Consider the following 23,221-nt stretch of genomic DNA (forward strand, 5'->3'; position numbering starts at 1 on the left):
GCGCCATGGACGAGTCCGCACTACGGCGCGCGCTGCTGCTCATCGCCACAACAGGTCTGGCACTTGGGTTGGGCGTGTGGCGGAGTGGTACTGGCCCGCTCTCGCCCGACACAATCTGGGCAGCGGCAACCCTGCCGGTCGTTGTCACGCTCGCCATCTCCATCTTGCGCGATTTCTGGATCGGCCGGATCGGTGTCGACGCGATCGCGCTGGTTTCGATGTCGGCCGCCCTGTTGCTGGGGCAAGCACTGGCGGCGGTGGTTGTCGCCATCATGTATGCCGGCGGCACGGTGCTGGAAGACTTTGCGCGCGGCAGGGCGGAACGCAATCTCAGATCGCTGACCGACAGGGCGCCGCGCGTGGCGCATTTGAAATCGGCACTCGGCACGGAAACCGTTCCGATCGATCGCGTCGCGGTCGGCGACGAGCTTCTGGTGCGCGCCGGCGAGTTGCTGCCGGTCGACGGAATCCTGATCGACGCTTCGGCCTTGTTAGATGAATCGACCGTCTCCGGCGAGCCCCTGCCGGAGCGTCGCGGCGCCGGCGACGCATTGCGCAGCGGCACAGTCAATGCTGGCGAAGCCTTTGTCATGCGGGCTTCAGCTGTCGCCGACAACAGCACTTACGCCGCGATCGTGCGCATGGTCGCGGCGGCGCAAACGGCCAAAGCGCCATTCATCCGCATCGCTGATCGTTTTGCGCTGCTCTTGCTTCCGATCACGCTGCTGCTCGCCGGTATCGCCTGGCGACTTTCAGGTGACCCGATCCGCGGCCTCGCGGTGCTGGTGGTCGCCACGCCCTGTCCGCTGATCCTCGCGGCGCCGGTTGCATTCATCGGCGGCGTGTCGCGCGCTGCCCGCGCCGGCATTCTCATGAAAGGCAGCGCGGCGCTTGAGGCGCTCGCCCAGATACGCACCGCAATCTTCGACAAGACCGGAACCTTGACGCTCGGCGGCGCCGAGCTGATCGAGATCGACGTCGCTCCGGGCCAGCAAGCAGATGACCTGCTGCGGCTGCTGGCCTCCCTGGAACAGGCTTCGCACCATGTCCTCGCGGATTCGATCGTGCGCATCGCTGGCCATGGAAAGCTGACGCTTTCCCAACCTTGTGATGTCCGCGAGCATCGTGGAGAAGGCCTCAAGGGTCTGGTGGACGGGATGTCGGTCGCTGCGGGGTCGCGGTCACTCGTTCTTGGGGGTGAGCCGCTGCCAAGATGGGCGGAAAGTGGAGAAAAACGGCACCGGAGCGCGCAAGTGCTGAGGGTGTTCGTCGCCTTGGACGGCCGACTTGCCGGCATCTTCACATTCGGAGATGCCATACGCGAAGATGCTGTCGAGACGGTTGGCGCCTTGCGTTCGGCGGGTGTCACCCGGATTGTCATGCTGACCGGCGACGATGGCACGGCCGCCGAGAAAGTTTCCGCTTCGCTCAAACTCGACGCCGTGTTTGCCGATGCCACGCCGGCGGACAAGGTCGAAGCGGTCGAGGCCGAGAAGGCGACGGCGCCGACGATGATGGTCGGCGACGGCATCAACGATGCTCCTGCGCTCGCCGCGGCGACCGTTGGCATCGCGCTGGGAGCTCGCGGTGGAACGGCCTCCTCGGAGGCCGCCGATGTCGTTGTGCTGACCGATAGCCTGCAGCCAGTTGCGGAAGCGTTGCGGATCGCCAGGCGCACGCGCGGCATCGCCCTGCAGAGCATCATCGTCGGACTAGCGCTTTCGGGCGCCGCGATGATTGCGGCCGCCATGGGGCACCTGACGCCGGTGGCAGGCGCGTTGCTTCAAGAGGGGATAGACGTCGCCGTCATCCTCAATGCGCTGCGTGCGCTCGGCGAGGGGCGTTTGGAACACAAATGGAAGTAGGAGCTGGAAAGGCGATGACGCAGGATATCGACGCGGCAAATTTCGATCGTCAGGTCGGTCGCAGCGGTCTGCCCATCCTCGTCGACGTCTGGGCTCTCTGGTGCGGTCCCTGCAAGATGATGGCGCCAGCCTATGAGGCGGCTGCCAAGGCTCTTGAGCCTCACATTCGGCTGGTCAAGCTGAACTCCGACAAGGAGCAGGCCATTGCGACGAGGCTGGGTATTCGCGGCATCCCCACCATGATCCTTTTTCACCACCAGCAGGAGATTGCCCGTATCTCGGGCGCGATGAGCACCAGCCAGATCGTCAATTGGGTTCGCAACCACGTTCCGACTGGCGGCACGTGAGTTCTAACTAGCAACCAAGCGCCCGTTTGATCCTGGTCAAGGTGGCGCCCAGGCGCTGCGATAGCAATCGTCTGAAAAGGAGAATGCCATGACCACTTTGCAGGATCTCACACCGAACTTCAGGACCATCCGCCTGCTTCTGGCTCGCGAAAAGAGCCATCCTGAGGGCGACCGCGAGGAAGGCTATGACGTGCTGGCCCCTCTCACCGATGAGGGACGGTTGAATGCCGACGAATGGAAATCGCACAAGGGTTTCTGCCGTGTCCGTCGTTTCCGCACCGGCGAAGGCGATCTCATCGGCCGTTTGCGCCGCAAACCCGGCGGGCAATGGTATTTTGACTATGCAGAGGGTGATCGTGACGACGAGGTTGGCTTCCATCTCGGCGACGAACGCTTTGTGACCGGAGAATACGTCTCGATCACTCGCAACGGAGCCATGCACACATACCAGGTCGCCCGCGTGGAACGACCCTAGCAGTCCTTGGTGTGAGCGAAGTGGTGCCTCGCCGTATCCTGATTATCGTCGGCCACCCCGATCCGTTCCCGGAGCGGCTCTGCCGCGCCTTGGCCTCCGCATACGCCGACGGCGCTGAACGCGCTGGCCATGTTGTGCGCAAGATCGATCTGGCCTCGCTGGACATTCCGCTCCTTCGGACGATGCAGGAGTTCGAGCACGGAGCGATCCCCGACAGTCTCAAGGAAGCTGCCGAGGCGGTCGTTTGGGCGGAGCATTTCGTCTTTGTCTTCCCGCTTTGGCTGGGCACTGTGCCGGCTATGCTCAAAGCGTTCCTCGAGCAGGTGATGCGACCGGGAACGGCGTTCGCCTACCCTGCCAAAGGCGAGGGTTTCGCCAAATCCCTGCTGCGCGGCCGCTCAGCCCGGCTCGTGGTGACGATGGGGATGCCCGCGGCCATCTACAGGATCTGGTTCCTCAGCCACGGGATAGCCGGCATGCGCCGCGGCATTCTCAACTTTGTCGGCATCAAGCCGGTGAGGGAAACCTTGTTCGGCGCGGTCGCGAGCGCCAGCGAGGCGAAACGGGCGAAGTGGATCGGGCAAATGCGTGTGCTCGGTGAGCGGGGGCTTTGAGGCCGTCGACCGGAACAATCGTGAGGGGAAATCGGGGGTGGTGGCTCCGGCTGACAAATGCCGGAGCCAACCGAGAGCACCAGCTATGGATTGACTGTAAATTCGGCCCACATGCCGGCGCCGTAGTGGCCTGGCACGTTACAGATCAGCAGGTATTTGCCTGCTTTCAGATCAACGGTCAACGAACCAGATTTGCCGGGATCCAGCTCCGAAACCTCGCCCTTGTCGCCAGCCTTGTCTTCGTCGACCCGGTTCTCCGCATCAATGTAAGGAAGGGGCTTCTTCGGATCGGCAAGAAACATCACGATCATTTCGTGAACGGTATCCTTGGAATCGTTCTTCACCTTGAAGGTGACCTTTCCGGCTTTCACCACACCAGGGGAAACCTTCATGCCCATAGTGGCTTTTGTCATGTCCAGTCCTGGCGCTGCATAGGCAAGGCCCATCGGCATCTCCGTACTCGCCCCTTTGTCCCAAAGGGATACCTGGACACGCGAAGCAGCCCAGACCGAACTGGTACCAGCGGCGATGAGCATCGCGGTGCCAATTCCCAGCTTGGAAATGGTGTTCATAATGATCCTCCATCAGTGTGACAGCGCAAGCGTTACATTTCCGATGAATATTGCTCGCGCGGCCGCCCGCTATCCTTGCGCCAAATCAAACTGGCAGACGACAACTCATCGGCGGTGTCACGGCACCAGAACCGCGGCGCCGCTCAGCCTACCCATCCGCAAATCGTCCAGCGCCTGGTTGGCCTGCCCAAGCGGATAGACCTTTGTGTGCGTGCGCACCTGGGCACGCTTCGCTATCGGAAAGAACTCCTCCGCATCGCGGCGGGTAAGATTGGCGACTGACACCAACTCTCTTTCTTCCCACAGAAGTCGGTAGGGCATCGAGGGGATGTCACTCATGTGGATACCGCCGCAAACCACGCAACCGCCCTTGCGTACCGCCCGCAACGCCGCCGGCACCAGGTCGCCGATCGGGGCGAAGATGATCGCCGCGTCAAGCTCGGTGGTGGGCCGCTCTTCGGAAGACCCTGCCCAGACAGCACCCAACGAGCGTGCGAATTCCTGTGCCTGAACATCGCCGGGCCGCGTGAAGGCGAAGATCTGACGTCCCTGCCAGACCGCAACTTGCGTGATGATATGCGCGGCCGCGCCGAAGCCGTAGACCCCCACCCGCTTGCCACCGCCCGCCTTCTTCAGGCAGCGCCAGCCTATCAGTCCTGCGCATAGGAGCGGAGCCAACGACACTGGATCCGCCGTGGCATCGAGCTCGAAGGCAAAACGCTCGTCGGCAACCACATGACTGGCAAAGCCGCCGTCGCGTGTGTAGCCGGTGAAAAAAGGCAGATCGCAAAGGTTCTCGGCGCCGGCAACACAATAGGGGCAATGGCCGCAAGTATGACCCAGCCAAGGGACGCCTACTCTCTGGCTGAGCCGGGACCTTGACACGCCCTCGCCAACCAAGTCCACGACACCGACGATTTCGTGACCGGGGACAAGCGGCAACTTCGGCCGCGACAGATCGCCATCAACGACATGCAGGTCGGTCCGGCAGACGGCGCACGCTTCGACCCTGAGCCTTATTTCGCCCGGTCGCGGCGTAGGGTCGGTGCGATCGACGAACTTCAGAGGAGTGCCGGGCTTCTCCAGCACCATTGCCTTCATGACACACCTCGGTCCAGAGATGATTGGGACGAACTCCTTTCCGCGCTCGGCAACAAAATCGGAAATGCGCTGCCTGGCGTGGATCGGCCTATTGCCTGCGTTTCACTGTCTGCGACCGGGCGTGACGGCCAAAGCTGTAGCTCGCTGCGACGTGACTGCGCTTCCAAGCGGAAAGCATCTCGAAATAAAGGGCTAAGGCCGCGAGATAGGCGAGGCCGAGTATCCCAGCCCAGATTTCCACAGTGTCGGAGGTCATGGCTCTATTCCCATAGTTGGTTCTGACCGGATAATCGCCCAGCCAATTCATGCCGACCTTGATCGTAGTCAATTGCATAGTGCGCGACACGCTCAGCGAGGCCCCGATCGATCGGATGCTTTGAGCTCGGCTCTAGGTAGTTTCCCGTAGGGACATAACCGAATTTCGGCGTGGCGGAATTTGCGCGATTGCTGTTGTCACAAATTCACCGGGACCACAGCCATGTACGCTCAAGCTTCCGCCAAGATCGAACTGCCGTCCTATTTGCCGCAGCACGAATCCTCATCCGTCTTCGAGGGAGCGATCGTACAGCCGGTCAGCTTCTTCTCGGCAGGCGCCGAGATCTATGCCCAGGGCGAGAAAGCAGGAGCTCTCTACCGGGTCGAATTCGGCGCAGTCCGCGTCTATCGCCTGCTTGCCGACGGCCGCAGACAGATCAGCGCGTTCCATCTGGCGGGAGAGACATTCGGCTTCGAGGCCGACGCTTCCCATCACTTCTTCGCCGAAGCGATCAACGCAACCGGCGTCCGGGTTTATCGCACTCCTTCGGGCATGGACATGTCCCGCCACCTCTTGCCGCTCGCCCTCAAAGGTCTGACGCGAGCACAGGAACATCTCCTGGTGCTTGGCCGCCAGAACGCCATCGAGCGCGTCGCGGCATTCCTCGTCGAAATGTCGGAGCGCCAAGGCGGGTTGAGGCAGGTGGAGTTGCCGATGTCGCGCAACGACATCGGCGATTATCTCGGCCTCACGATCGAAACCGTCTCGCGAGTCTTCACCCGCCTGAAGGAGAAGGGCGTGATCCGTCTGCTCAGCCTTCGCAGCATCGAGATCCTCAAGCGAGACACGCTGCTGGCGATGGGGGAATGAGCCATTCTAGCCAATTCCGCGCATCAATCCTGAAAGGGACGACAATGAAAAGCACGCTCATCACGCACATCGGATTTCGGTTCGAAGTGCGGCGCGCCCGGTCTGATGACGAGCCACTCGTCGCCGAGTTCTTCAAACATGTAACGCCAGAGGATTTGCGCTTCCGTTTCCTCGGTGCCGTGCGGGAAGTGTCGCATGAGCGCCTGGTGGCGATGACCCGTTCCGACGATCCCCACATCCATAACTTTCTCGCCTTTTCGACCGATGGAATGCTGATCGCGGTGGCGACCCTCGCCGCCGATCCGGCCGACCGGCGCGGCGAGGTCGCCATCTGCATCCGCGAGGATCGCAAGCATCTCGGCGTCGGCTGGGAATTTCTCGGCTACATCGGGCATTACGCAGACGATCACGGCATCGAGACAGTCGAGTCGATCGAGAGCCGCGAAAACCGCGCGGCCATCGAACTCGAGCGCGAGATGGGCTTCACTGTCGCAGCAGACCCCGACGACCCGACGCTTGTCAGGGTCCAGCGGAAGCTCGGCGCCAAATTGGCGAGTTAAGACCTGCCACTTCGAGTCGCGTGGGAGCCCGCTACCAAGGTCGTGGAGACCGGTAGCGGGCCGGCAAATGGCTGCACCCCTGGAGGATCGACCATCCACCTCGGTTGACAACTCTGGCATGTGAGGAGCGTTCCGCCAATAGGCGGCTCTGTTCAAACCGTTTCGAAGCCGAGCAGTTCTGTGGCCACCGCGCGTTCTTCGTCTGTCGGGATGACAAGCACGTCGACACGAGAATCCGGGGCACTCACAAGAACTTCGCTGCTGCGATTCAAGCCGTCATCCATGGCGACGCCCAGCCATGCGGCAGCCTCGCATATTCGTCGCCTGATCACGGACGCATGCTCGCCGATGCCCGCAGTGAACACCAGAGTGTCGAGCCCACCCAGCGCAGCTGCGAGCGACCCGATTTCGCGCCCGACCCGATAGACGAACAGATCGACGGCGCGGGCCGCCGCCGGATCTTGCGACGCAAGCAGGGTCTGCATGTCCCCGGAGAGGCCGGATACGCCCAGCAGCCCGGACTTCTCGTAGAGCAAGTCAGTTAGTTCATCGGGTGACAGCTTGCGGTCTTGCAGAAGGTGCAGGAGGACGCCCGGATCGATCGCGCCGCAACGCGTGCTCATGACCAAGCCGTCAAGCGTCGAAAACCCCATGGTGGTGGCGACACTTCGCCCCGCGTTCATCGCGCAAAGGCTCGCACCGCTGCCGAGATGCGCGACAATGGCGCGGCCACCCGCGCTGGCTCCGTAACGCGTGCTGAGTTCGTTTGCGATATGGCTGTAGGAGAGCCCGTGGAACCCATAGGAAACTACGCCCTGCTCCGACATCTCATACGGCAGGCCATACAGTCGTGCGATCTCAGGCTGCGTGGCATGAAAGGCGGTGTCGAAGCAGCCTACCTGCTTGGCCTTGGGCAGAAGGCGGCCGGCCAGGTCGACAAGTTCCAGGTTGATCGCCTGATGAATCGGAGCGAGCGGCTCGAGCTTCCGCAAGGCATCGAGCGTCCCCAGGTCAAGCAGTGTTGCGCGGGCAAACTCCCGACCGCCATGGACGATGCGATGCCCGACTCTGCTCACTCGGTGCAACAGGTCGCGGTCCGTCAGATAGGACGCAACGGCCTCGAATGCCTTGCCGACGGAGATGCCTTGCTCGCCAAGTCTCCTGTCGAATGGCGGCGTCGTTGCCGTGGGCGCGACGTGGAGTCGGGGCCGCTCGCCGATTGACGAGACGCTGCCGCGCACCAGCAGATGAAGCTCGTCGCGCCCTTGGAAAGCAGCGAACTTCAGGCTCGATGAGCCGCCGTTGAGGACAAGAATGACACCTGTCATGGCTGAGTGGTTCCAGCCACTTTTGCGGGCCAGATCTTGTCAGCCGAGCTCTTCGTCATCGGCTACCCCTCCCACTTCCAACCGAGTATCTCGGGCATATCTTGTCCGTGCTCGCGGATATAGGCCCGGTGCTCGATCAGCTTGCCTTCCATGGCCTGCTTCAGCTGGATGTGCGCACCGGTCAGCTCGGGAATGCGATCGAGCACGCCGAGCACCAGATGATAGCGGTCGAGCCCGTTCAGCACGGTCATGTCGAACGGCGTCGTCGTCGTCCCTTCTTCATTGTAGCCGCGTACGTGGATGTTGTCGTGATTGGTCCGCCGATAGGTCAGGCGATGGATGGTCCACGGATAGCCGTGATAGGCGAAGATGACGGGCTTGTCGCTGGTGAACAACGCGTCGAACTCGCGATCCGACAGGCCGTGCGGATGATGTTCCTTCGGCTGCAGGGTCATCAGGTCGACAATGTTGACCAGCCGGATCTTGAGGTCGGGAATGTGGCGCTTCAGAATTTGAACGGCAGCCAGCGTCTCAAGCGTCGGCACGTCGCCGGCGCAGGCCATCACCACATCCGGCTCAGCCCCGCCGTCGGTCGATGCCCACCCCCATATGCCGATGCCGGCGTTGCAGTGCACCTTCGCCTCGTCAATGGACAGCCACTGCCAGGAATTGGCCTTGCCGGCGACGATGACGTTGATGCGGTTCCATGTCTGCAGCACATGGTCCGTCACGCAGAGCAGGCTGTTCGCATCCGCTGGCAGATACACGCGCACGACATCCGCCTTCTTGTTCAACGCCACGTCGATGAAACCCGGATCCTGATGGCTAAAGCCATTGTGCTCCTGCTGCCAGACATGGCTGGACAACAGATAGTTCAAAGAGGCGACCGGTCGCCGCCACGCCAGCTTGCGGCAGGCATCCAGCCATTTCGCATGCTGGTTGAACATGGAATCGACGATATGCGTGAAGGCTTCGTAGCAGGAGAAGAAGCCATGCCGCCCCGTGAGCAAATATCCTTCCAGCCAACCCTGACAGGTATGCTCGGACAGAATCTCCAGAACCCTGCCCTCTCGGCCAAGATGTACATCCTCGGGCAATATCTTCTCCATCCAGGCGCGCTCCGTGACCTCGAAGACGTCCTGCAGCCGGTTTGACGCGGTCTCGTCCGGACCGACGATGCGGAAGTTCCGGGCGCCCTGGTTAAGCGCCATTACATCGCGCAGATAGGCGCCCATTGCCCGTGTCGACTCGGCCTTCACGTCGCCCGGTCGGACCATTGCGATTGCGTGCTTGGCCAGGCTCGGCAGGTCGAGAGACCGGCGCAGCAGGCCGCCATTGGCATGCGGGTTGGCGCTCATGCGCCTTTCACCTTCCGGCGCGGTGGCGCGGATCGCGGCCACAGGCGCGCCGGCGGCATCGAAAAGCTCCTCAGGCCGGTAGCTTCTCATCCATTCCTCGAGCATCTTCAGATGCGCGGGGTTTTCGGCGAGGCCGGAGAGCGGAACCTGGTGGGCGCGCCAGAACCCCTCCGTCTTCAGTCCGTCGACCTCCTTGGGACCGGTCCAGCCCTTCGGGGTTCGCAGCACGATCATCGGCCATTTCGGCCGGGACTGCAGCGACTTTGCGCTGCTGCGAGCCGCGTCCTGAATTGCCCTTATGCGGTCGAACGCGTCGTCGAGCACGACCGCCATCCGCTCATGCATCGTGGCCGGATCGTCACCCTCGACGAACAGCGGCTCATGGCCGTAGCCAATGAACAGCGCGCGCAGCTCATCCTCGGGGATGCGGGCGAGAATTGTGGGATTGGCGATCTTGTAGCCGTTGAGATGCAGGATCGGCAGCACTGCGCCGTCACACGCCGGGTTGAGGAACTTGTTGGAATGCCATGACGTGGCGAGCGGACCGGTTTCCGCCTCGCCGTCGCCGACGACGCAAGCGACGATAAGATCCGGGTTGTCGAAGGCCGCGCCATAGGCATGCGACAGTGCGTAGCCGAGCTCGCCACCCTCATGGATGGACCCCGGAACGTCCGGCGCCGCGTGGCTCGGGATACCTCCCGGAAACGAGAACTGCCGGAAGAGCTTCTTCATTCCGGCCTCGCCCGTCGCGACGTCCGGATTGATTTCGCTGTAGCTGCCTTCGAGGTAGGTGTTGGCAACCATCGCAGGTCCACCATGGCCGGGACCGCAGACATAGATGACATTGGCGTCGCGTTGCCGAATTACTCGGTTCAAATGCGCATAGATGAAACTGAGGCCCGGCGATGTCCCCCAATGGCCGAGCAGCCGCGGTTTGACATGCTCCAGCCGAAGCGGCTCGCGAAGCAGCGGGTTGTCGAGCAGATAGATCTGCCCGATGGTCAGGTAGTTGGCGGCGCGCCAGTAGGCATCGATGTCGTGCAGCTCCTGGGCGGACAAGCGATTGATGCTGGGACGATCGGTCATTTCCGACTCCTTTGCTGGTTTTGGCCGATCCGGCTGAAGCACAACGCATCGACGCTGCCACCGGTTCAAGACAGGGAAGTGTCAAGACCGGTCGCTGTCGGTCTATCCGGTGAAAAACGATCGAGCTTTGATCCATCGCAAATGCCAAGCCCGGAAGCGCAAAGCGCAAGTCCGCCCTGTTGCGGGGGGACAGCCACGGGAAGTCGACAGCCGAACGTTTTCGGAACGCAAATTTGCGCGAGCGCAAAGAATTGCCGCGCGGCCCCGGCTAGCTTCTTCGCCGCTAAGCTCGAGGTCGAGGGCAGAAAATGATCGATGAATGGCCAAGCTTGATTTTCAGATATGAAGCCAAACGCGATGGCCGAGCTGACGGTCGAGCGCCGTTCATGTTTGTCGCCGGCATCGCCATTTTGCTGGTTGGTGCCAGCGCCGTCGCGATGGTGTTCGGGTAAGGAAGGAGGTCCGATGAGAGCAGCTCTCTCAGTTCATCATGCTGGGCGAATTCAGGCAGCGATCACCTCAGATTCCGCTGCGAAGTCGGCGCTGGTCGCCTCATGGCGGCGATCTTCCAACTTGCACCATCTCGACCCAGCCGACTGCGGTTCGCCAGACTACCTGACGGAAGCGGAGCTTAAGCAAGCCCGGCAGCGCCTCGAGCCGCTTCTCCAAGCTGCTCAGTCGAGCTTAGACAGGCTCTTCCTTGCAGTGGGAGGCGTCGGATGCTGTGTCCTCCTCGCCGACCGTAACGGTGTGACCATCGAGCGCCGAGGCGCACAAGCGGATGACCAGACTTTTCGCTCCTGGGGTCTCTGGACTGGCGCCGTCTGGAACGAGGAATGCCAGGGCACCAACGGCATCGGCACATGTCTCGTCGAGCAGCGCGCCCTGACAATCCATCGCGACCAGCATTTTTATACCCGCAACACCGGGCTGAGCTGCGTTACCGCTCCCGTCTACGATCAGGAAGGGGATCTGGCAGCCGTGCTCGACGTGTCTTCCTGCCGAGCCGATTTGACTGAGGCCTTTGCCAATCTCATATCCATGGCGGTGGGAGACGCAGCGCAGCGGATCGAGGCCGAAAACTTCAAAGCGGCATTGCCAGAGGCTCGCATTCTTCTTGCGCCATTGCGAGACAAGGGATCCGGCGCGCTGATAGCGGTCAATGCCGACGACCTTGTCGTGGGCGCCACCCGATCGGCTCGTCAGGGCCTCGGAATCACGCAGCAATATTTCCAGAATCCCAGGCCGGTGGCCGATCTGCTTGACTTGGCGCAAACTGACCCCGACCTTCTGGCTGGTGCTGAGCGCAGCGTCCTGCAACGCGCACTTGCTCGCGCGAATGGCAATGTCTCGGCAGCGGCCCAGGCACTCGGCATCAGCCGCGCGACACTTCACCGAAAGCTCAACCGCTTGGACGTCCACAGGTCTCACTGACTCTCCAACAGGGCGGCCACCTAGCTGCATGAACACGGACAATCGAAGCACAGCTTTTCGAAATAAAGCCACCGATACACCCGTAGCCAGTGCTCCCTGTTTGTCTCAGCGCAACGAGTATCCAGGCAACCGGATGCAAGATGCCGATCTTTAACGCGGACAATCGGCATGAAACGCAAACTGAACGATGACGCGACGATGGACGGGATCATGCGCGAGACGCCGGCGGCAATCCGTGTCGTTCTCCAGCGTGGAATGCTGTGCGTCGGCTGCCCGATCGCTTCCTTCCACACCGTTTCGGACGCGGCGCGCGAGCATGAGTCGGATGAAGATCAGCTTCGCCGCGATCTGGAATCGGCCATCGAACGCGACGCGAACTAACTGTTTCCCGCGCGACCCTCGGCGATGACAAGCAGCCGATGCGGCTCGACCACGACAACTCTTTGGCGACCGCTCTTGACGAGCCCTTGGTCCTCCCAGGCGGAAAGCAGGCGGCTTACGGTGTGGAGCGTGGTGCCTGTCATTTCAGCGACGTCCTGGCGTGAAATCGGGAAGTCAATCAGTATCCCTTCCTCGGTCTTTTTTCCCGACTGCTTGACCAGCTTCAGCAATGCATGCGCGACGCGCTGCTCCACCTGCTCGGTGGACATCTCGATGACGCGCGTGTGGGCATCCTGAAGCCTGGATCCGACAACCTTGTAAGTATTGGCGCTGAAACTCGGGAAGCTCGTCGCGAATGTGGGCCACAGCTGGCTTGGCCAGGCAAGCACCACGCAATCGACAGCCGCGACAGCATTTGCCGGGTAGGTCGTCCGGCCCAGCGCGGCGGCGATTCCCATCAGTTCGCCCGGGCTTATGTAACGCACGGTGACCTCCTGCCCGTCGGGAGTCGATTTCACCACGCGCACATGACCGTCGAGCAGCAGGAAGAACGAATGCGCCTCCTGCTCCTGCTCGAACACCGGTTGATCCCTGGCGATACGAATCGACCTCGCCTGGCCGATTATGCGATCGAGGTCCGCTGCGGCAATCCCCTCGAAGACGGGCAGCCCAGCAATCAATGACCGATCAAGGCTTGCCAACTGCCTTCCCTCCCCAACTCAACTGCGCAGCCCCCAAGTTGCGGACCAGACTGTGTCACGAGGGACAGGCTATCGGCAAGGGAAGCCTTGTGTCGCTGCCGCCGCCCAGTCGCTCTCTTGTTTGCGCTAAGGCAAATGTCTCTCCCTGGAGCCGGGATAGAAGAGCCGCATGGGCGCCTTTGCCCGGATTTCAACGAGGCATGCCATGGCAATTCCGCGGACGCGACCAAGCGCCTATCCGGCGATACTCTCCTACGGCTTCCGACCTTTCTTCCTGCTGGCGTCGCTGCAAGCCGCCACGGCCATCCTTATGTGGCTGCCCCTCTACTACGGCAGGCTTGAAACCCTTAGTCTGTTCTCGCCTCTCGACTGGCACATCCACGAACTGCTCTTTGGCTATCTGACGGCGGTCGTGACAGGCTTCCTGCTCACAGCGATCCCAAACTGGACCGGACGCCTTCCCGTTCAGGATGCCCGCTTGCTGATGCTGGTGCTGCTCTGGATCACGGGCCGCGTGGCTGTGTTCTTTTCGGTGGAAACGGGCTGGCTCTTGAGCGCAGTCATAGACTCCTCGTTTCTTCTTGCGGTGGTCACTGCCGCGGCACCGGAAATCGTCGCCGGGCGAAACTGGCGAAACCTCAAAGTCCTCCTGCCTGTCACGGTCCTTCTTGTGGCAAACGTCATGTTTCATGCCGAGGCGCACTTCCAAGGCGTCTCCGACATCAGCCGCCGCCTGGGTCTTGGGGCCGTCGTTATTCTCATCATGATTATCGGCGGGCGGATAATCCCCAGTTTCACCCGCAATTGGCTGGTCCGCGAGAAGCCCGGCCGGCTTCCCGCACCATTCAGCAGGTTTGATGTTGGAACGATCGCGCTGTCCGCCTTCGGCCTTGTCGCATGGACATTCTTTCCCGAAAACACGGGCACCGGCGCGTTGCTGATTGCCGGAGCAATGTTCAACGCTGTTCGGCTAACCCGTTGGGCCGGCGACCGGACGCTGGCCGACCCGTTGGTCCTGGTCCTGCACGTTGCATTCGCCTTTGTGCCGTTAGGCCTGCTACTGGCCGGACTGGCCGCGCTCGCGCCGGAAGTAGTTCCTATGGTGGCCGGCATTCATGCGCTGGCCGTGGGAGCGGTGGCCTGCATGACCCTTGCCGTCATGACCCGCGCTTCCCTGGGCCATACCGGCCGCGAGCTGGAGGCTGACGCTGGAATACGGTCGATCTTTGCTGCAACCATCATCGCCGCCATTCTGCGCATAGCGGCCGCCATGGCTCCCGACATGGCCGTTCTCCTGCATATGTCGGCGGGGCTCTGGGTTGCCGCTTTCGTCGGCTACGCCGTGCGCTTCGGTGGAGTGCTGATGCGCCCACGCCTGCAAACGCGCCGCAAGAGCGGCACATGAAGTCTGGCGGGAGACGTGCCCCGTTTTCTTGCTCCCGCACCCCTCATTTTCGTCGAGCAATTTGCGCCAGCGCAAATCGCCAAGTCGTCGGGCGATCTACAAGGGCGCAACGGTTGATGCCGTGGTGAACCAAAGAAAGGACTATTCCAATGAAACTGCCCCTCATCGCCGCGGCGATCGCGTTGCTCTCAATTGCCGGCGCTGCAAATGCCGAAGAACATGTCGTCCAGATGCTGAACAAGGGTGACAAGGGCTCGATGGTCTTCCAGCCCGACTTCGTCCGCGCCGCTCCCGGCGACACCATCAAGTTCGTGCCGACCGACAAGACCCATAACGCCGAGATCATCAAGGGCATGATCCCGGAGGGTGCCGAAGCGTTCAAGGGCAAGCCGAGCGAGGAGATCACGGTCACCCTCACCAAGGAAGGTGTCTACGGCGTGAAGTGCGCTCCCCACTATGGCATGGGCATGGTGGCGCTGATCGTCGTCGGCAAGCCCGTCAACCTGGACGCGGCCGAAGCCGTCAAGCAGATCGGCAAGGCAAAGCCCGTCTTCGCCGAGCTGTTCGCCGAGGCGACCAAAGCCGCTTCGAACTGATCCGACAGCATGTGGGATTGCCTCCGGCGGTGGCGAGCCGGAAGCACTGGCCGGGCAGACCTGGGGAGAGGTCTGACCCGGCCATTTTCATTTTTGCGATTTGGCATCCTACCGCAGCCACAGTTGTCATGACGCGAGTTGCTTTCGCCAATCATCCCAAAACCAAAATCCATTTGGCTCAGATTTGCGCAAACGCAAAGAAGCGCCGCGCAAAGATATTATCCTCGCTGCATCGAAATGGTGAAGTTGAGGAGATGAAAATGCTTACGAGACGCGAAGCTTTGTTGGGTTCTGTTCTCACCGCGGCCGCCGTCGCCGTGGTTGGCACAACGCCGGCCATGGCGAGCGCCAAGGCACAGGATGTTGCCGGATTGCCGCGCGAGAAGGTGACCTTGGCCGCACCGCCTTTTGTGCACGCTCACGATCAGGCGGCCAAGGGTGGTCCCAAAGTTGTCGAGTTCACGATGAGGATCGAAGAGAAGCCACTGGTCATCGACGCCGACGGCACGCAGCTCAACGCCATGACCTACAACGGTTCCATCCCGGGCCCCCTCATGGTCGTGCATGAAGGTGACTATCTCGAACTCACGCTGATCAACCCCGATACCAATACGCTCGCCCACAATATCGACTTCCACGCAGCGACCGGAGGGCTCGGTGGCGGCGCCCTGACGCTGATCAACCCGGGCGAGCAGGTGACGTTGCGCTTCAAGGCGACGCGGACCGGCACATTCGTCTACCACTGCGCCCCTGGCGGCGCGATGATCCCGTGGCATGTCGTGTCCGGGATGAGCGGAGCAGTGATGATCCTGCCGCGTGACGGCCTGAAGGACGACAAGGGCAAGCCCGTCCGCTACGACCGCATCTACTATGTCGGCGAGAACGACTTCTACATCCCGCGCGACGAGCAGGGGAAATTCAAGAAGTACGACTCCGCCGGCGACAACTACGACGACACCGTGAAGGTAATGCGCGGCCTGATCCCGACGCATGTCGTGTTCAACGGCAAGGCTGGATCGCTGACCGGCGAAAACGCCATGAAGGCCAAGGTCGGCGAGACTGTTCTCATCGTCCATTCTCAGGCGAACCGCGACACACGTCCGCACCTGATCGGCGGTCATGGCGACCTGGTCTGGGAACAGGGCAAGTTTGCCAATCCTCCGGCCAAGGATCTCGAGACCTGGTTCATCCGCGGCGGTTCGGCGGGCGCGGCGCTGTACACGTTCCTGCAGCCCGGCGTCTATGCCTACGTCAATCACAATCTGATCGAGGCAGTCGAGCTCGGCGCGACCGCGCACTTCACGGTCGAGGGAAAATGGGACGACGATCTGATGATGCAGGTCGAAGCGCCCAAGGCGATCGCCTCATAGGCGGAAAGGCTGATCGCCCGCAACCCGTCGGCCCTGCCGGCGGGTTGCATCAGCAGGCGGAGTTTTGAGCATGTCCTTCGATCCTGTCTTCACGTTTGGAACGATCGCGGCCGCCGCCCTCATCGGGCTCGGCGTCAGCAACGCAATCGAAGGGACGCCCTCGCGGTCCCGGGTTCCAGTTGCTGTGGCTGAACTGGTGACCCTGGCGCCCGGGTCATTCGAGCACACGCGGCCTGGCGAATTCCTCAAGGACAACCATCCTGTACCCGCTCCCGTGGCGAAGGAAACCATCGATACGCCTCTGGAAATCATGAAGTTCCAGGTGACCGCATCGGACTATGACCGCTGCGTTTCGGACGGCGCCTGCAAGCCCGCCGACTCGAGCATTGTCGGCAACGTTCCGGTCACGGGCGTGAGCTTCCTCGATGCGCAGGCTTACGCGAATTGGCTGTCGGCAAAAACCGGTGAAACCTGGCGGCTGCCCACCGACCCGGAATGGGCCTATGCGGCAGCCGAGCGGTTTCGGGCCGACATAGAAGCTGGTGAAGGCGACCCGGCCGATCCGGCGAGGCGATGGCTCACCCAATATCGCAACGAGTCGGCGCTCGGCCGCAAGGCGGATCCTGAACCGCGGCCTGTCGGGGCATTTGGAAACAACTCGAAGGATGTTGCTGATATCGCCGGCAACGTCTGGGAATGGACATCGACCTGCTATGCCCATGTGACGATGTCCGGCGATGGCGCTGCCAGTTCGCTGGGCAATTGCGGCGTCCACGTTGTGGAGGGTTTCCACCGCACTTACATGTCGAACTTCATACGCGACGGCAAAAGTGGCGGCTGCGCGGTCGGCACCCCGCCGGACAATCTCGGATTTCGCCTAGTCCATGATCGTGGCGGCCTCCTGCAGGCGGTGCTTCGCCGCCTGGGCTTGACTTGACTGCTCGCAAAAGGAACACTGAATGACTTCAAAGTCGGTCTTTCCCGACAGGGTTCGCCCTGCCGCCGAACAGCCCTTGGCCCGCCCTGGCGTCGACCGGGCTTCAATTGGATTGCTGGTTCGCGAATTCTATTCCAGCGTGCGAAAGGATGAGCGACTTGGACCCATCTTCGCCCGGGAAATCACAGGCGATTGGGAGCCTCATCTGGAGAAGATGACCGACTTCTGGTGCTCTGTGATATTGAAGAGCGGCGACTATCATGGGCGGCCGGTGCCAGCCCACCTGAAGCTCAAGGACGTCACCGAGGCCGACTTCAGTATCTGGTTGGCCCTCTTCAGCAAGACGGCGTCCGAGCTCTTCACCCCTGAGATCGCGGCTGTCCTCGTGGAGCGGGCCGAACGGATAGCGGCAAGTCTGAAGCTTGCCATGTTCTTCCGTCTCGGCTCCCAGCCAGTGATTAGGTGCGATCCCGCCGGCGCGGGGAATTCCTCAAGCTGATAGGAGGCTTGATTTTGCGCAAGGACCGCGGCGGTCAGGGTTCGTAGTCTCCACCGATGATCCTCAATCTTTGCATCGGCACGATCGTCATAAGCCTGACGGTCGGCATCCACACTTTCGGCCTTATCGCGATCACTCACGTGATGGCACGGCTCGTGGCGTTCTTCCGCATGCATGGGCGACGCAGCCGGGTGCTCGCCATGATCACCGTGGTCATGGGACTTTTCGCGATCATGACGGTGGAAGTCTGGCTATGGGCCGGAATCTACCGGCTGCTCGGAATCCTTGGCGACTTCGAGACGGCGCTCTACTTCTCGACCATCACCTTTTCGACGGTTGGCTATGGAGATGTAGTGCCCGCTCATGGCTGGCGCGTGCTGGCGGCCTTGGAGGGCATCAACGGCTTTCTGCTGATTGGCTGGTCGACTGCCTACCTGATCGCGGCCGGCACCCGTGTCGGTCCCTTCAGGATCGGCGAGCACTTCTAATCGGCGGCCCCGTTTTTTCAAACCGCCAATGAATGCCTGCCGGCCCCATTGCTAAGATATCTATCAAACTTGGCCGCCACCGTCCTGATGAGCGGACGGCTCTCCTCCGGCACGACGAAGTTTTCGCCGTCGAGCCGAAGGAGTTGGCCGGCGCCGCCCATAGCCAACCGGCTCGCTTCGCAGAGCAGCGTTTGGCCCACTGCTCCAAAGCGTTCGATAAGTTCTATCGCCGAGAAGGCGAAGTTGCACATCAGGCGCTCGATGACCCAGCCTCGCGCTAAGTCATCGAGACTAAACTCGATCCCCCGCGCTATGGCCAGTTGTCCAGAGTCCACGGCATTTTGGTACTCGCCAGTGGCGACGATGTTTTGGGCATGACCCTGGCGGAACCGGCTGATCGAGGACGGACCGAGACCGATCAGGGTTTCGCACTGATCTTCGGTATAGCCCTGGAAATTACGGCGTATCTTGCCGGCACGCGCGGCAACCGCCAGCGCATCCTGCGGTTTTGCGAAATGATCCAGCCCCAAGGCCTCGTAGCCGGCATCGACGATCAGTTGAGCGGCATGGCGCGATTGTTCCAAGCGCGCCACGGAATCGGGCAGCCAGGCCTCATCGATCATGGTCTGGTGTTTCTTGAACCATGGCACGTGGGCGTAGCCGAACAACGCCAGCCGGTCTGGCGTCAGCGTCAGCGCCTGAGCGACAGTCGCGGCCACGCTCTCGCAAGTCTGATGCGGAAGGCCGTAGAGAAGGTCCAGGTTGACGGAGACAACACCTCGCGCCCGCACGGCGTCGACAATGCTCTTCGTAAGCGCGAAACTCTGCTCTCGGTTGATCGCCTTCTGCACCTTGGGATCGAAGTCCTGAACACCAAGGCTCGCTCGCGTCATGCCGATGGTCGCGAAGGCATCGAGCCTGCCATCATCCATGTCGTTAGGATCGATCTCGACGCTGATGCTGGCATCTGGGGGCAAGTCGAACTGTTCCCGCAACGCTTTTCCAAGCATGAGGATATCGGCGGGCTTCAGCATGGTCGGAGAACCGCCCCCGAAATGAACGGCGCGGACCCTGCCTCGGCCAGTCACAATGCGGCCGACTGTTTCGATCTCCTTGTGCAGTGAGCGGAGGAACGCGGCGACGGGCGCATAGTGTCGCGTCTGCTTGGTATGGCAGGCACAGAACCAGCACAAGCGGTCGCAATAGGGGATATGCAGATAGAGCGATATCTCGTCGTCGCCTTCAAGCGCGTTCATCCATCCCTGGACAATCACCGCGTCGACGCCCGGATGAAAATGCGGGGCCGTCGGGTAACTCGTGTAACGCGGTACATTGTCGCCAAACCCAACGATGGGGTTGGGCGGTATGGGAGAAAGGGGAACAGGGAGACGCGTCATGGCGGCCAAGCTGCCTGAACGACACCGGCAAAACCTTGATCTCGATCAAAGCGACGCTTGTCGCACTGGCGCAAACTGGCATCCCGATTCACCACGGGCGTGACTATGACCGCCAGACAGGACGTTCAACAGGCTGATGTACTCGCAATCTGCAAATCCTGCGAAGCGCGGCAGGGCGGGTTGTTCGGTGCGCTCAATGCCCGGCAACGTGCCGAGTTGGCCCAAGCTTCGTCCAATCACGAGATTTTGGCCGGGACGGAACTGCCCGACGATGGAACCTACTCAAGCCTGCTGTCCGGCGTGGTCAAGCTCACCAGGAACCTGTCCGATGGTCGGCAGCAGATTGTCGGATTCTACTTCGCACCCGATTTCCTCGGCAGGCCGTTCGAGGCGAAAAGACCCGTCAAGGCCGAAGCCCTCACGAATGTAGCGCTTTGCTCGTTTCCAACAACGGTCATCGACCGAATGATCAACGAGACGCCGGAGCTTGGACACCAGCTGCTGAAACACGCGTTGAGCGAACTCGACGAAGCACGCGACTGGATGGCAGCGCTGGGACGCAAGACGGCATCAGAGAAAGTCGCGAGCTTCCTTCTCATGGTCGCCAGAAACCTCGCTGCCTTTAAATATCCGGTAGACTCGATGAGCTTCGCTCTGCCGCTGACTCGCGCCGACATAGCCGATTTCCTTGGGCTGACGATCGAGACGGTAAGCCGAGAGCTCTCCCGGCTGAGATCCGAGGGCGCGATCCGTATCGCAAACAAACGGCAGGTCAGCGTCCCAAGCATTGCTCAACTCGAACAACGCTGCGGCGACTGAACAGCAACCTGCCCTTGCCAAACCGCAGCTCGCCCTGACTCCACCAAGGCCTACTGCAGCTCGCTTCCCCAGGCGCGATCTTCTATTTGCGCCCTGGCGGCGGCGTTGTGGCTGGCGGCACGAACTCCCAAAACAAAAAGCGATCCACGTTTGACTTGGATCAAGGCTCCGAAATCGAAAATCCCGAAATGGTGCCGCGAGCGGGAATTCCGCCGGAACTTTCGAGACGAGATCGGGGACTTGCAATGAGATATGGCACGGAGATCGTCCTTCTAAGCCTGTTTGCTTTTGGAGCTGTCGTGGCCGCCGGCTTCGGCGTGGACGAGCCCTTCCGCCAGCATATGTGGGTTTTGTTCTTCGCCATCGCTGGCTTCACCGCGATCTTGCTGCGCAATTCGGATTTCAAGCCGGCGCCGCCGATCGATCCCGAAGCCTACATGGATGGTCCGATCCGCTACGGTGCCATAGCGACCATGTTCTGGGGCGTCGTCGGCATGCTGGTGGGCGTGATCATCGCGCTTCAGCTTGCTTTCCCCGACCTCAACATCCAGCCCTGGTTCAACTTCGGCCGGTTGCGGCCGGTCCATACTTCCGGCGTAGTCTTTGCCTTTGGCGGCAACGCGCTGATTTGTACCTCGCTCTACGTCGTTCAGCGCACCTGCCGGGCGCGCCTGTTCGGCGGCAATCTCGCCTGGTTCGTGTTCTGGGGATATCAGCTTTTCATTGTCATGGCCGCGACCGGCTATCTGCTCGGGATTACCGAGAGCCGCGAATATGCCGAGCCGGAATGGTATGTCGACATCTGGCTGACAATCGTCTGGGTTGCGTATCTCCTACTCTTCCTCGGCACGATCCTGAAGCGTAAGGAACCGCATATCTACGTCGCCAACTGGTTCTACCTGTCCTTCATCGTCACCATCGCAATGCTGCACGTCGTCAACAATCTGTCGATGCCGGCATCGTTCCTTGGGTCGAAGAGCTATTCGGCCTTCTCCGGAGTCCAGGACGCGCTCACGCAATGGTGGTACGGCCACAACGCGGTCGGCTTCTTCCTCACCGCCGGTTTCCTGGGCATGATGTATTACTTCGTGCCCAAGCAGGTGAACCGGCCAGTTTATTCCTACCGCCTTTCGATCATCCACTTCTGGGCGCTGATCTTCTTGTACATCTGGGCGGGCCCGCACCACCTCCATTACACCGCTCTGCCCGATTGGGCACAGACGCTGGGCATGGTGTTCTCGATCATGCTGTGGATGCCGTCCTGGGGCGGCATGATCAACGGCCTCATGACGCTCTCCGGAGCCTGGGACAAGATCCGCACGGACCCGATCGTCCGCATGATGGTCGCTGCCATCGCCTTCTACGGCATGTCGACCTTCGAAGGTCCGATGATGTCGATCAAGACCGTGAACTCACTGTCGCACTACACGGATTGGACAATCGGCCACGTCCATTCGGGCGCGCTCGGCTGGGTCGGCCTGATCTCGTTCGGCGCCATCTACTACATGGTGCCGAAGCTGTGGGACCGTCCGCGCCTCTACTCGACGCGGCTCGTGACTTGGCACTTCTGGCTGGCGACGCTTGGAATCGTCGTCTACGCGGCGGTCATGTGGGTCTCCGGCATCATGCAGGGCCTGATGTGGCGCGAGTACGACGAACAGGGCTTCCTCGTCTATTCCTTCGCTGAGACCGTCGCCGCCATGCATCCCTATTACATCATGCGCGCCGCCGGCGGCGCCATGTATCTCGCCGGCGCCCTGATCATGGCCTGGAACATCACCATGACCATCCGCGGCTACCAGCGCGAGGAACAACCGCTGCCGGGCTCCGCGCCCGCTCTCCAGCCTGCCGAATGAGGAGCCTGACATGGGCCTAATGGATAGACACGCTCTGATCGAGAAGAATGCAACGCTTCTTCTCGTCGGATCCCTGCTGGTCGTGACGGTCGGCGGCATCGTCGAGATCGCGCCGCTCTTCTATCTCGACAACACGATCGAGAAGGTCGACGGCATGCGGCCCTACTCGCCGCTCGAGCTTGCCGGTCGCAACATCTATGTGCGCGAGGGATGCTATCTCTGCCACAGCCAGATGATCAGGCCATTCCGGGACGAGGTGGAACGCTATGGCCACTACAGCCTGGCGGCCGAGTCGATGTACGACCACCCGTTCCAGTGGGGATCCAAGCGAACTGGGCCCGATCTCGCTCGCGTCGGCGACCGCTACTCCAACAGCTGGCATGTCCAGCACCTTAGCGATCCGCGTTCCGTCGTGCCCGAGTCGATCATGCCGCGCTACGCGTTCCTGAAGGACACGCCGATCGAGGTGAAGAACTTTTCGACACATCTCGTCGCCAACCGGCGCGTCGGTGTCCCCTACTCCGACGACATGATCGCCAATGCCAATGCTGATCTGATGGCGCAGGCCGACCCCAATGCGGACACGTCGGGCCTGGAAAAGAGATACCCGAAGGCCAAGACGGGCGACTTCGACGGCAACCCCCAGCAGGTCACCGAGATGGACGCCTTGGTGGCCTACCTTCAGATGCTCGGCACTCTTGTCGATTTCAAGAACTACGACGAAGCCGCCGGCTACCGCTGAGGAGAACAACCAATGGACTACAACTTGATGCGGGAGTTCGCCGACAGCTGGGGCTTGCTTGCGATGGCCCTGTTCTTCGTCGGCTGCATTGCTTTTGCGCTGCGCCCGGGCGGCAAGGCGCATGCCGATCACGCAGCGCAGATTCCTCTCCAGGACGACTGATC

Annotated in this window: 24 protein-coding genes and 1 pseudogene; 19 read left to right on the plus strand and 6 right to left on the minus strand. The window is 61.4% G+C overall.

The features are described from left to right. Nucleotides 1–5 precede the first annotated feature (5 nt). The 4 genes and pseudogenes from FJ957_RS29045 (at nt 6) to FJ957_RS29060 (ending at nt 3,301) form a co-directional block, all read left to right on the plus strand. A complete protein-coding gene (locus FJ957_RS29045; RefSeq protein ID WP_140836303.1) occupies nt 6–1,865 on the plus strand; it encodes a heavy metal translocating P-type ATPase in 1,860 nt (619 codons plus the stop codon). Between the two features lie 23 nt (nt 1,866–1,888). Continuing rightward, a pseudogene (gene trxA, locus FJ957_RS29050) lies at nt 1,889–2,212 on the plus strand (thioredoxin); the annotation flags it as partial. An 88-nt stretch (nt 2,213–2,300) separates the two neighbouring features. Then, the gene (locus FJ957_RS29055) at nt 2,301–2,687 is read left to right on the plus strand and encodes a hypothetical protein (RefSeq protein ID WP_140836238.1); all 387 of its coding nucleotides are present in this window, start codon (nt 2,301–2,303) and stop codon (nt 2,685–2,687) included. A 23-nt stretch (nt 2,688–2,710) separates the two neighbouring features. Further along, a complete protein-coding gene (locus FJ957_RS29060) occupies nt 2,711–3,301 on the plus strand; it encodes an NAD(P)H-dependent oxidoreductase (protein WP_181180758.1) in 591 nt (196 codons plus the stop codon). Between the two features lie 83 nt (nt 3,302–3,384). Here the strand turns inward: FJ957_RS29060 and FJ957_RS29065 are convergent, their stop codons facing one another. Both FJ957_RS29065 and FJ957_RS29070 read right to left on the minus strand, forming a co-directional pair. Continuing rightward, nucleotides 3,385–3,873, minus strand: coding sequence for a sulfocyanin-like copper-binding protein (locus FJ957_RS29065; RefSeq protein WP_140836239.1), 489 nt, complete (start codon nt 3,871–3,873; stop codon nt 3,385–3,387). Between the two features lie 117 nt (nt 3,874–3,990). Continuing rightward, entirely contained in the window at nt 3,991–4,974 is a 984-nt protein-coding gene (locus tag FJ957_RS29070; protein WP_140836240.1) for a zinc-dependent alcohol dehydrogenase family protein, read from the minus strand. Between the two features lie 478 nt (nt 4,975–5,452). Between FJ957_RS29070 and FJ957_RS29075 the strand changes: the two genes are divergently transcribed. Together FJ957_RS29075 and FJ957_RS29080 are read left to right on the plus strand one after the other, a co-directional pair. Then, nucleotides 5,453–6,100: a helix-turn-helix domain-containing protein gene (locus FJ957_RS29075; RefSeq protein ID WP_140836241.1), complete on the plus strand. Its 648-nt coding sequence runs from the start codon at nt 5,453–5,455 to the stop codon at nt 6,098–6,100. 44 nt (nt 6,101–6,144) lie between these two features. Beyond that, complete coding sequence (locus FJ957_RS29080) at nt 6,145–6,660, plus strand: GNAT family N-acetyltransferase (RefSeq protein WP_140836242.1); 516 nt, start codon at nt 6,145–6,147, stop codon at nt 6,658–6,660. Nucleotides 6,661–6,812: 152 nt separating this feature from the next. Here FJ957_RS29080 and FJ957_RS29085 read toward each other — a convergent pair whose 3' ends face one another. Beyond that, nucleotides 6,813–7,988, minus strand: a complete 1,176-nt coding sequence (locus tag FJ957_RS29085) for an acetate/propionate family kinase (protein WP_140836243.1) — start codon at nt 7,986–7,988, stop codon at nt 6,813–6,815. A 62-nt stretch (nt 7,989–8,050) separates the two neighbouring features. Further along, a complete protein-coding gene (locus tag FJ957_RS29090; RefSeq protein ID WP_140836244.1) occupies nt 8,051–10,432 on the minus strand; it encodes a phosphoketolase family protein in 2,382 nt (793 codons plus the stop codon). Nucleotides 10,433–10,740: 308 nt separating this feature from the next. On the opposite strand from FJ957_RS29090, the gene FJ957_RS32005 reads away from it, so the two are divergent. The 3 genes from FJ957_RS32005 (at nt 10,741) to FJ957_RS29100 (ending at nt 12,247) form a co-directional block, all read left to right on the plus strand. Further along, nucleotides 10,741–10,884, plus strand: coding sequence for a hypothetical protein (locus FJ957_RS32005; protein WP_181180757.1), 144 nt, complete (start codon nt 10,741–10,743; stop codon nt 10,882–10,884). A gap of 13 nt (nt 10,885–10,897) precedes the next feature. Further along, a complete protein-coding gene (locus FJ957_RS29095) occupies nt 10,898–11,866 on the plus strand; it encodes a helix-turn-helix domain-containing protein (protein ID WP_140836245.1) in 969 nt (322 codons plus the stop codon). 168 nt (nt 11,867–12,034) lie between these two features. Next, nucleotides 12,035–12,247: a DUF1858 domain-containing protein gene (locus FJ957_RS29100; RefSeq protein WP_140836246.1), complete on the plus strand. Its 213-nt coding sequence runs from the start codon at nt 12,035–12,037 to the stop codon at nt 12,245–12,247. Here FJ957_RS29100 and FJ957_RS29105 read toward each other — a convergent pair. After that, nucleotides 12,244–12,948 carry a Crp/Fnr family transcriptional regulator gene (locus FJ957_RS29105; RefSeq protein ID WP_140836247.1) on the minus strand — a complete coding sequence of 235 codons (705 nt, stop codon included), beginning with the start codon at nt 12,946–12,948 and terminating at the stop codon, nt 12,244–12,246. The two genes, FJ957_RS29100 and FJ957_RS29105, sit on opposite strands and share 4 nt — an antisense overlap. A gap of 205 nt (nt 12,949–13,153) precedes the next feature. Here FJ957_RS29105 and FJ957_RS29110 point away from each other — a divergent pair, with 205 nt between their 5' ends. The 6 genes from FJ957_RS29110 to FJ957_RS29135 all read left to right on the plus strand — a co-directional run bounded on the left by FJ957_RS29110 (nt 13,154) and on the right by FJ957_RS29135 (nt 18,243). After that, nucleotides 13,154–14,353: an NnrS family protein gene (locus FJ957_RS29110; RefSeq protein ID WP_140836307.1), complete on the plus strand. Its 1,200-nt coding sequence runs from the start codon at nt 13,154–13,156 to the stop codon at nt 14,351–14,353. A gap of 149 nt (nt 14,354–14,502) precedes the next feature. Further along, nucleotides 14,503–14,949: a pseudoazurin gene (locus tag FJ957_RS29115; protein ID WP_140836248.1), complete on the plus strand. Its 447-nt coding sequence runs from the start codon at nt 14,503–14,505 to the stop codon at nt 14,947–14,949. A gap of 260 nt (nt 14,950–15,209) precedes the next feature. Further along, on the plus strand, nt 15,210–16,319 hold the full coding sequence (nirK, locus tag FJ957_RS29120; protein ID WP_140836249.1) for a copper-containing nitrite reductase: 1,110 nt from the start codon (nt 15,210–15,212) through the stop codon (nt 16,317–16,319). 70 nt (nt 16,320–16,389) lie between these two features. Beyond that, nucleotides 16,390–17,256 carry an SUMF1/EgtB/PvdO family nonheme iron enzyme gene (locus FJ957_RS29125; protein WP_140836250.1) on the plus strand — a complete coding sequence of 289 codons (867 nt, stop codon included), beginning with the start codon at nt 16,390–16,392 and terminating at the stop codon, nt 17,254–17,256. Nucleotides 17,257–17,278: 22 nt separating this feature from the next. Beyond that, nucleotides 17,279–17,755: a group III truncated hemoglobin gene (locus tag FJ957_RS29130; RefSeq protein WP_140836251.1), complete on the plus strand. Its 477-nt coding sequence runs from the start codon at nt 17,279–17,281 to the stop codon at nt 17,753–17,755. Nucleotides 17,756–17,811: 56 nt separating this feature from the next. Further along, nucleotides 17,812–18,243 carry a potassium channel family protein gene (locus FJ957_RS29135; RefSeq protein WP_140836252.1) on the plus strand — a complete coding sequence of 144 codons (432 nt, stop codon included), beginning with the start codon at nt 17,812–17,814 and terminating at the stop codon, nt 18,241–18,243. A 17-nt stretch (nt 18,244–18,260) separates the two neighbouring features. On the opposite strand, the gene hemN is transcribed toward FJ957_RS29135, so the two are convergent. After that, nucleotides 18,261–19,640 carry an oxygen-independent coproporphyrinogen III oxidase gene (hemN, locus tag FJ957_RS29140; protein WP_140836253.1) on the minus strand — a complete coding sequence of 460 codons (1,380 nt, stop codon included), beginning with the start codon at nt 19,638–19,640 and terminating at the stop codon, nt 18,261–18,263. Nucleotides 19,641–19,745: 105 nt separating this feature from the next. Here hemN and FJ957_RS29145 point away from each other — a divergent pair, with 105 nt between their 5' ends. The 4 genes from FJ957_RS29145 (at nt 19,746) to FJ957_RS29160 (ending at nt 23,219) form a co-directional block, all read left to right on the plus strand. Next, nucleotides 19,746–20,459: a Crp/Fnr family transcriptional regulator gene (locus tag FJ957_RS29145; protein ID WP_140836254.1), complete on the plus strand. Its 714-nt coding sequence runs from the start codon at nt 19,746–19,748 to the stop codon at nt 20,457–20,459. A 245-nt stretch (nt 20,460–20,704) separates the two neighbouring features. Then, the gene (gene ccoN / locus FJ957_RS29150; protein ID WP_140836255.1) at nt 20,705–22,315 is read left to right on the plus strand and encodes a cytochrome-c oxidase, cbb3-type subunit I; all 1,611 of its coding nucleotides are present in this window, start codon (nt 20,705–20,707) and stop codon (nt 22,313–22,315) included. A gap of 10 nt (nt 22,316–22,325) precedes the next feature. Then, on the plus strand, nt 22,326–23,057 hold the full coding sequence (gene ccoO, locus FJ957_RS29155) for a cytochrome-c oxidase, cbb3-type subunit II (RefSeq protein ID WP_140836256.1): 732 nt from the start codon (nt 22,326–22,328) through the stop codon (nt 23,055–23,057). A gap of 12 nt (nt 23,058–23,069) precedes the next feature. Next, entirely contained in the window at nt 23,070–23,219 is a 150-nt protein-coding gene (locus tag FJ957_RS29160) for a cbb3-type cytochrome c oxidase subunit 3 (protein WP_112097608.1), read from the plus strand. Nucleotides 23,220–23,221: the final 2 nt, after the last annotated feature.

It is taken from the genome of Mesorhizobium sp. B2-4-6, from assembly GCF_006442775.1.
Lineage (GTDB): Bacteria > Pseudomonadota > Alphaproteobacteria > Rhizobiales > Rhizobiaceae > Mesorhizobium.

What these genes read in the sequence shown, in the direction of transcription:
- FJ957_RS29045 (WP_140836303.1), top strand. Translation starts at nt 6, where the DNA reads ATGGACGAGTCCGCACTACGGCGCGCGCTGCTGCTCATCGCCACAACA.
- FJ957_RS29055 (WP_140836238.1), top strand. Translation starts at nt 2,301, where the DNA reads ATGACCACTTTGCAGGATCTCACACCGAACTTCAGGACCATCCGCCTG.
- FJ957_RS29065 (WP_140836239.1), bottom strand. Translation starts at nt 3,873, where the DNA reads ATGAACACCATTTCCAAGCTGGGAATTGGCACCGCGATGCTCATCGCC.
- FJ957_RS29070 (WP_140836240.1), bottom strand. Translation starts at nt 4,974, where the DNA reads ATGAAGGCAATGGTGCTGGAGAAGCCCGGCACTCCTCTGAAGTTCGTC.
- FJ957_RS29075 (WP_140836241.1), top strand. Translation starts at nt 5,453, where the DNA reads ATGTACGCTCAAGCTTCCGCCAAGATCGAACTGCCGTCCTATTTGCCG.
- FJ957_RS29080 (WP_140836242.1), top strand. Translation starts at nt 6,145, where the DNA reads ATGAAAAGCACGCTCATCACGCACATCGGATTTCGGTTCGAAGTGCGG.
- FJ957_RS29085 (WP_140836243.1), bottom strand. Translation starts at nt 7,988, where the DNA reads ATGACAGGTGTCATTCTTGTCCTCAACGGCGGCTCATCGAGCCTGAAG.
- FJ957_RS29090 (WP_140836244.1), bottom strand. Translation starts at nt 10,432, where the DNA reads ATGACCGATCGTCCCAGCATCAATCGCTTGTCCGCCCAGGAGCTGCAC.
- FJ957_RS32005 (WP_181180757.1), top strand. Translation starts at nt 10,741, where the DNA reads ATGATCGATGAATGGCCAAGCTTGATTTTCAGATATGAAGCCAAACGC.
- FJ957_RS29095 (WP_140836245.1), top strand. Translation starts at nt 10,898, where the DNA reads ATGAGAGCAGCTCTCTCAGTTCATCATGCTGGGCGAATTCAGGCAGCG.
- FJ957_RS29100 (WP_140836246.1), top strand. Translation starts at nt 12,035, where the DNA reads ATGAAACGCAAACTGAACGATGACGCGACGATGGACGGGATCATGCGC.
- FJ957_RS29110 (WP_140836307.1), top strand. Translation starts at nt 13,154, where the DNA reads ATGGCAATTCCGCGGACGCGACCAAGCGCCTATCCGGCGATACTCTCC.
- FJ957_RS29115 (WP_140836248.1), top strand. Translation starts at nt 14,503, where the DNA reads ATGAAACTGCCCCTCATCGCCGCGGCGATCGCGTTGCTCTCAATTGCC.
- nirK (WP_140836249.1), top strand. Translation starts at nt 15,210, where the DNA reads ATGCTTACGAGACGCGAAGCTTTGTTGGGTTCTGTTCTCACCGCGGCC.
- FJ957_RS29125 (WP_140836250.1), top strand. Translation starts at nt 16,390, where the DNA reads ATGTCCTTCGATCCTGTCTTCACGTTTGGAACGATCGCGGCCGCCGCC.
- FJ957_RS29130 (WP_140836251.1), top strand. Translation starts at nt 17,279, where the DNA reads ATGACTTCAAAGTCGGTCTTTCCCGACAGGGTTCGCCCTGCCGCCGAA.
- FJ957_RS29135 (WP_140836252.1), top strand. Translation starts at nt 17,812, where the DNA reads ATGATCCTCAATCTTTGCATCGGCACGATCGTCATAAGCCTGACGGTC.
- hemN (WP_140836253.1), bottom strand. Translation starts at nt 19,640, where the DNA reads ATGACGCGTCTCCCTGTTCCCCTTTCTCCCATACCGCCCAACCCCATC.
- FJ957_RS29145 (WP_140836254.1), top strand. Translation starts at nt 19,746, where the DNA reads ATGACCGCCAGACAGGACGTTCAACAGGCTGATGTACTCGCAATCTGC.
- ccoN (WP_140836255.1), top strand. Translation starts at nt 20,705, where the DNA reads ATGAGATATGGCACGGAGATCGTCCTTCTAAGCCTGTTTGCTTTTGGA.
- ccoO (WP_140836256.1), top strand. Translation starts at nt 22,326, where the DNA reads ATGGGCCTAATGGATAGACACGCTCTGATCGAGAAGAATGCAACGCTT.
- FJ957_RS29160 (WP_112097608.1), top strand. Translation starts at nt 23,070, where the DNA reads ATGGACTACAACTTGATGCGGGAGTTCGCCGACAGCTGGGGCTTGCTT.